Origin of the sequence: Verrucosispora sp. SN26_14.1 (assembly GCF_004307965.1) — a bacterium.
GTDB lineage: Bacteria > Actinomycetota > Actinomycetes > Mycobacteriales > Micromonosporaceae > Micromonospora.
The window spans coordinates 1-7,086 of record NZ_SISL01000306.1 but is presented as its reverse complement, the minus strand read 5'-3'; the positions used below and the strand labels follow the sequence as shown (position 1 = coordinate 7,086).

The 7,086-nt window shown below is 73.2% G+C and carries 6 protein-coding genes; 2 read left to right on the top strand and 4 right to left on the bottom strand.

Translation table 11 applies throughout. The features are described 5' to 3' along the window. The coding region (locus tag EYA84_RS22570; protein WP_131055084.1) for a LemA family protein at window positions 1–275 on the bottom strand (275 nt) is incomplete at its 3' end. Between the two features lie 254 nt (window positions 276–529). Here EYA84_RS22570 and EYA84_RS22565 point away from each other — a divergent pair. Both EYA84_RS22565 and EYA84_RS22560 read left to right on the top strand, forming a co-directional pair. Continuing rightward, complete coding sequence (locus EYA84_RS22565) at window positions 530–2,563, top strand: NAD(+) synthase (protein WP_131055082.1); 2,034 nt, start codon at window positions 530–532, stop codon at window positions 2,561–2,563. A gap of 170 nt (window positions 2,564–2,733) precedes the next feature. Next, window positions 2,734–3,150, top strand: coding sequence for a cold-shock protein (locus EYA84_RS22560; protein ID WP_131055080.1), 417 nt, complete (start codon window positions 2,734–2,736; stop codon window positions 3,148–3,150). A gap of 3 nt (window positions 3,151–3,153) precedes the next feature. On the opposite strand, the gene EYA84_RS22555 is transcribed toward EYA84_RS22560, so the two are convergent. The 3 genes from EYA84_RS22555 to EYA84_RS22545 all read right to left on the bottom strand — a co-directional run. Further along, a complete protein-coding gene (locus tag EYA84_RS22555) occupies window positions 3,154–4,032 on the bottom strand; it encodes a metallophosphoesterase (RefSeq protein WP_131055078.1) in 879 nt (292 codons plus the stop codon). Between the two features lie 76 nt (window positions 4,033–4,108). After that, window positions 4,109–4,786, bottom strand: coding sequence for a hypothetical protein (locus tag EYA84_RS22550; protein ID WP_131055076.1), 678 nt, complete (start codon window positions 4,784–4,786; stop codon window positions 4,109–4,111). 192 nt (window positions 4,787–4,978) lie between these two features. Next, window positions 4,979–7,086 (bottom strand): ABC transporter permease (locus tag EYA84_RS22545; protein ID WP_131055074.1); only part of this gene is annotated, 2,108 nt, incomplete at its 5' end.

The following is a 7,086-nucleotide window of genomic DNA, read 5'->3' as shown; positions in this document are numbered from 1 at the left end:
GGCGTGGTGGCGGCGGCCAGCGCACCGCTGCGGGCGGCGGACACCGCCGTCAACGCGTCACGCTCGTGCGCCGCGTACCCCTTGACGGTCTCGACCAGGTTCGGGATCAGGTCGTGCCGGCGGCTGAGCTGCACGTCGATCTGGGCCCAGGAGGCCCGCACCTGGTTGCGGCAGCGGACCAGACGGTTGTAGGCGACCGTCGCCCCGCCGAGTACGGCGACCACCAGCAGGCAGAACAGCCCGCCGACGAGACTCGCCACGACGTCACTGCCCATTCCTGCCCCTCCGGTGCCGCACCTACACGCCGCGACCTGCGGTGACCGGCGCGAACGGGCCGGACCCCGGTGTCGGCGGTCCGGCCGGTCCGATCATGGGGATCGGACCCGGGGGACACAATCAGGCGAACGGTCGGTGACCGGATGCGACGCGTCGCCTGCGTCACAGCGGCAGCGTCGGTCAGCGGCAGCGTCGGTCAGCGGCAGCGTCGGGTCCCGGCCGGGGCCGGGACGGGTTCGGCGATGATGGTGCGGTGAACTTCCGCTCCGTCTACCAGCACGGGTTCGTCCGGGTCGCCGCCTGCACCGGGCGTACGCGCATCGCCGAGCCCACCGCCAACGCCGAGGCCGTCCTGCGGCAGGCCCGCCGGTGCGCCGCCGAGGGGGTGGCCGTGGCGGTCTTCCCGGAACTGGGCCTGTGCGGCTACTCGATCGAGGATCTCCTGCTCCAGGACGCGGTGCTGGACGAGGTGGAGACGGCGCTGGCGCACCTGGTGGCGGAGTCGGCGGAGCTGCTGCCGGTGCTCGTCGTCGGTGCGCCGCTGCGGCACCGGGGCCGGGTCTACAACTGCGCGGTGCTGGTGCACCGGGGTCGGGTGCTGGGCGTGGCGCCGAAGTCGTACATCCCGAACTACCGGGAGTTCTACGAGGCCCGGCAGATCGGCGCGGGGGTCGACGAGCGCGGCGGGACGATCCGGCTCGGCGGCACCGAGGTGCCGTTCGGGGTGGACCTGCTGTTCACCGCCGAGGACGTGCCCGGCCTGGTGCTCTACGCCGAGGTCTGCGAGGACCTGTGGGTGCCGGTGCCGCCGAGCGCCGAGGCGGCGTTGGCGGGCGCGACCGTCCTGGTCAACCTCTCCGGCAGCCCGATCACGGTGGGTCGGGCCGAGGACCGTCGGCTGCTGTGCCGGTCGGCGTCGGCACGCTGCCTGGCCGCGTACGTCTACGCGGCGGCCGGTCTGGGCGAGTCCACCACGGACCTGTCCTGGGACGGCCAGACGATGATCTACGAGAACGGGGTCCTGCTCGCCGAGACCGACCGGTTCCCGGCCGACGAGCGGCACGCGGTGGCCGACGTCGACCTGGACCTGCTGCGGCAGGAGCGGCTCCGGATGGGCACGTTCGACGACAACCGGCGGGCGCACGCGGGACGCACCGGCGGCTTCCGCGAGGTGCGGTTCCGGCTGGAGCCGCCGACCCGGGACCTCGGGCTGCGGCGGCGGGTCGAGCGGTACCCGTTCGTGCCGTCGGATGCGGCGCGCCTGGCGCAGGACTGCTACGAGGCGTACCACATCCAGGTCGCCGGCCTGCACCAGCGGCTGGCGGCGACCGGCGACCCGAAGGTCGTCATCGGGGTCTCCGGCGGCCTGGACTCGACCCACGCCCTGATCGTCGCGGCGCGGGCGATGGACCGGGCGGGCCGGCCGCGCAGCGACATCCTCGGGTTCACCATGCCGGGCTTCGCGACCAGCGCGCACACCCGCGACAACGCCCACAAGCTGATGCGCTCGCTCGGGGTCACCGCGACCGAGCTGGACATCACCGCCACCGCGCGGCTGATGCTCCAGGAACTCGGTCACCCGTTCGGTGCCGGCGAACCGGTCTACGACGTGACGTTCGAGAACGTGCAGGCCGGGCTCCGCACCGACTACCTGTTCCGGCTCGCCAACCAGCGCGGCGGCATCGTGCTCGGCACCGGTGACCTGTCCGAGTTGGCACTGGGCTGGTGCACGTACGGCGTCGGCGACCAGATGAGCCACTACAACGTCAACTCGGGCCTGCCGAAGACCCTCATCCAGCACCTGATCCGGTGGGTGATCGGCAGCGGCCAGTTCGACGAGGAGGTGGGCGAGACGCTGCGCGCGGTGCTGGACACCGAGATCAGCCCGGAGCTGGTGCCGGGCGCGGAACTCCAGTCCACCGAGAGCAGCATCGGCCCGTACGCGTTGCAGGACTTCACCCTCTTCCACGTGCTGCGCTACGGCTTCCGACCGTCGAAGATCGCCTTCCTGGCCTGGCACGCGTGGCACGACTCGGCGGCGGGCACGTGGCCGCCCCACTTCCCGGAGCACAAGCGGGTCGCCTACGACCTGCCGGAGATCCGCCGCTGGCTGGAGGTCTTCTGCCGCCGGTTCTTCGGCTTCGCCCAGTTCAAGCGCTCGGCGATGCCGAACGGCCCGAAGGTCGTCGCCGGTGGTTCGCTCTCCCCGCGCGGCGACTGGCGGGCGCCGTCGGACGGTTCGGCGCAGGCGTGGCTGCGCGATCTCGCCCGCTGGGACGCGGACTGAGTGGACGGTGTGGACGCGGCCCGGACGATGGTTCGGACCGGCCACCGGACGTAGGGTGAACTCACCGAGGGCTTCCGCTTCACCGCCGCCGGTGAAGCGGCGGTGAGCCGGCACGGGGTCGGGATGCGGCGGTACGGCGGCGGGTGGCAGGTCAGTGGAGGGGAAGTGCTGTGGCGGTAGGGCGCGTGGTCCGGTTCGACGAGGTGAAGGGGTACGGGTTCATCGCCCCGGAAGAGGGTGGTGAGGACGTCTTCGTCCACGCCAACGACCTGATGGAGGGCAAGCAGGCCATCACACCGGGCACCAGGGTGGAGTTCCAGATCAAGGAGGGCGAGCGGGGCCTCAAGGGCTACGACGTCCGGGTTGTCGCGTCGGAGCGCCGTCCGCTCGCCGCCCCGGTCGCGACCGCCGACACCGAGGAGTACGACGAGGACGCCACCTGTGACGTGCTCTCCGCCGCGGCGCTACGCGCCGAGGTGACCGAGGCGTTCATCCAGGCCGCCCCGGATCTCACCGCGGGTCAGATCGTCCGGCTGCGGGACCAGGTGATCCGCATCGCCACCCGGCACGGGTGGACCGAGGGCTGAGGCTCAGCCGGCCCGACCGCTGCCGACGTCCGGCGTACGGGTCGCCGACGCGCCGCCGAACACCACCGTGCGCGGCAGCTCGGGTCGTCCGCCCCGGGGCTTCCACTCGCGCGGATAACCCAGCGACACCTCCTGGAACGGCACCTCGTCGTGCCAGGTCGTCCGGGGGATGTGCAGGTGACCGTAGACCACCGCCGCCGCCCGGTACCGGACGTGCCAGTCGGCGGTCAGTTCCGTCCCGCACCACTGGGCGAACTCCGGGTGGCGCAGCACGTCGGTCGGCTCGCGGACCAGCGGGTAGTGGTTGACCAGGACGGTCGGCAGGCTCGGGTCGCAGGCGTCCAGGCGCTGCCGGGTGTACGCCACCCGCTCCCAGCACCACGCCTCGCGGCTCGGGTGCGGATCCGGGTGCAGCATGAACTCGTCGGTGCAGACGATCCCGGTGGCGTACGCCCGCGCCAGCGACTCCTCCTTGGTGGTGGTGCCGGGCGCCCGGAACGAGTAGTCGTAGCCGACGAACAGCGGGGCGACGACCACCGGCCCGCCGGGACCCCGCCAGACCGGGTACTCGTCCTGCGGGGTGTGCACGCCGAGCGTGCGGCACAACTCGACGAGGTGGTCGTACCGCTGCTCGCCGCGCAGGTCCACCGGGTCGTGCCGAGGGGTCCACAGTTCGTGGTTGCCCGGTGCCCAGACCACGGTGTGGAAGCGTTCGGTGAGGGTCCGCAGGGTCCACTCCACATCGGCGTACGCGTCACCGATGTCCCCGGCGACGAGAAGCCAGTCCTGGTCGGAGCGGGGTCGCAGCTCCGCAGCGATCTGCCGGTTCTCGGCGTAGCCCACGTGCAGGTCGCTGACCGCGAGAAGCGTGCCGGCACCCATGTCCTCGTCCACCCCCGGTCTGCGGCCCGTCGCCGCCCCGCAACGGTAGTCGTACCGGCGGTGGACGAACAGCCCGTCAGCCGCCGGTGCCCTCGGCGGCGCCGTCGGGCGTGAGGGCGCCGTCGGCCTCACCGGTGTCGAGGTGCACGTGCTGGTGGCCGTTGCCGGCGTCGATGTTGATCTGGTCGAGTTGCGTCGCGGCCACCGACCAGGTGGTCGCGGCGAGGGTGGCCTGCCGGGCGGCCAGCGTCAGGTGGTCGCGGCGCAGGGCGTCGGGCACGGACGCCGCCAGGGCGACGGCGTCGACCGCGACGGTGGCCTGGGCCACGGCGCTGCGCAGGCCGCCCCGGGCGACGTTGGTGGCCGTGCTGCCCGACGGTGGGTCGGCGTACGCCTCGGTGAGCTGGCGCATGGTCTGCCGCCACTGGTCCAGTTGCGTCGGCTCGGGAGCCCGCCCGGACTCCCCGTTCTCCCGCACGGCCACCAGGATCGGCGCCATCTGCTGGCCGGTGCGGCGTGCCAGGTCGGTCAGTTCGACGATCTGGCGCGCGTCCCGTTCGACCTCCGCGGCGCGCATGTCGGCGATCCGCGACTCGGTGTCGTCCGGCCGTCCGAGGGTGAACCCGACCAGCCCGCCCACCAGGGCCACCACCAGCACTGCCGTGACGGCGCCGAGGATCGACAGGCTAGAGGTCCGATGCGCCGAGGCCGGCGGGGTCTGCAGGTAGGAGGGCCTTCCGGTGCGACGGGACATGGCCACCCCTCGGATCGACGACGATTCGCTCGGAGCGTAGCCCGCATATCACGAACCGTCGATACTTTCGTGCACAGTGGCGTGAACTTTTACTCGGCGGGCACGAAAGCCTGCGGGCGGCGGCGAGGAGCCGCTCGCCGCGGATTCGCGGCGCGCCCGGAGGCACGCCGCGAATCCGCAGGTCCTGCCCGGCTACTCGCTGCGCAGCCCCTCGGCCCGGGTCAACCGCCACAGCAGTGGCAGGCTGGCAGCGGTGACCGCGAGCACCAGCACCGCGGCGGTGCCGGACACCCCGGCGATCGCCCCCCAGTTGACGCCGACGGCGATGCCGGCGACCGACTGGAGCAGGGCCGCCACCGCGCTTCCGGTCACGACCGCCAGCAGCATGCCCAGCGAGACCGGGATCGCCACCTGATAGAGCACCGACCCGGAGAGGCTGCGGCGGCGCGCGCCGAACGCACTGAGCACCGCCAACGGCCGCCGCCGCTCGCGCAACTGTTCGAGGATGTTGACCAACATGCTCGCGCCGATGACCAGCAGCAGGACGACCGCGCCGATCTGGAGCGCCTGCTGGTAACCGGCCAGCACCGAGGAGGTACGGCGTTCCTCGAACGTCTGCACGACCGCCGTCGGGTCCACCCTCGCGACGGTGTTGCGCAACCGCTCCACCGCGTCCCGGTCGGCCGGGTCGTACGCGACGAGCACGCTGCTCGGGTTGACCGGCGGCACCTCCACCGCGCCCGGGGTGAGCAGGAAGTCCGCCACGACCAGCGTGGAGTACTGCCGCACCGTGGGGACCTCGGCCGGCACCGTCCAGCGGATCGGCGTGCCGTCGTCGTCGAAGGTGAGTGTGGTGCCCGCGGCCGTCGACGCGCCACCAGGGCCGGCGAAGCTGTCACCGTCGGCACAGGTGGGCAGCGCGGCGTACTGGCGCAGGGCCACGCAGTCGGCGATGTAGACCCGATGGACCTGTGCCGCGTCCGGGGCCGTGCCCAGGTCCGCCACCCCGCTGGTGGCCCGCACCCCGACCGTGTCGGCCAGCGCCTCGGCCCAGGTCCGCGCGGGACCGTCGGGCACGCCCGGCTCATAGACGAAGACCACGGCCTGGAAGTCGTCGTCCGGGCTCAGGTCGCTCGCACTGTGCGTCTGCGCCGCGCCGAGCACTCCCTGCACGGCGATCACACCGGCCACCGACACCGCGATACCGGAGACGGCGCGGACCGCGGTGTCGCTGTCCAGTTGCAACCGGCGGACCGCGAGCTGCCACGCGACGCCGCCGCCACCCAGCCGCCGCACCGTCGCCTGCACCAGCCACGGCAGCAGCAGGACGACCCCGACCAGCAGCAGCGTCGCCCCGGCGGCGAGTTGCAGCTCCACCAGCAGGCCGCCGGCCTGCTCGGGGAGACCGCCGACCAGCGGGTAGAGCAGGAGGAGTCCGACCAGTGACGGCAGTGGCCGCCACCAGAACCGACGATGACGCTCGCTGCCGCGCCGGACCACGCCGAGCGGCTCGATCACCACCCGCCGCAGCGCGGAGAGGGTGACCAGGACCGCGACGGTCGGCACCAGCACCACGACCAGCAGCGCCAACCCGGGCACCGGACGCATGTCGGCGGCGAAGAAGCTGAACCCGGGCGGCAGCAGGTCGCCGGCCACCCCACGGACGCCGACGAATCCGACCGCCCCGAGCGCCAACCCGAGCACCGCGCCGACGAGGCTCTCCCCCGCCGCCACCCGCCGGGTCATCGCGCTGTCCGCACCGACCAGCCGGATCGCGGCGAGCTGGCGGTCGCGGGCCTCACTGCCGAACCGCACCGCCGTGGTCACGAAGATCATCACCGGCAGCAGCAGGACCACCAGGCCCAGCACGCCCAGCACCAGCAGCACCGGTGGCACTCCCCCGGACTCCTGCGGGCCGCCACCGCCGTACGCGGCGATCCGCCGGGCACCGAGGGACTCCTCGTCCACCTGCTCCGAGTTCAGGTAGAAGAGTCGTTCACCCGGGCCGGCCAGCCCGTCGGGGCCGATGGTGCCGACCACCCGGCCGCCCCACCGCTCCCGCAGCAGCGCGCCGTCGGGCGAGTCGAGCACTGCGGCCAGGGCCGGCGAGACGACCATCTCCCCCGCCGCCAACCGGCGGTCGACACCGGGGGGCAGCGGCGACCGCTCCCCCTCGGGCCGCACCAGCCAGCCGTTGACGTCGGTGCCCCGGTAGCGCGACTCCACCTCCACGGTCAGCAGGGTCTCCGGCCCGGGTGCGGACACCGCCGGGCCCGGCAGGCGGGCCGCCTCCCGGTCGC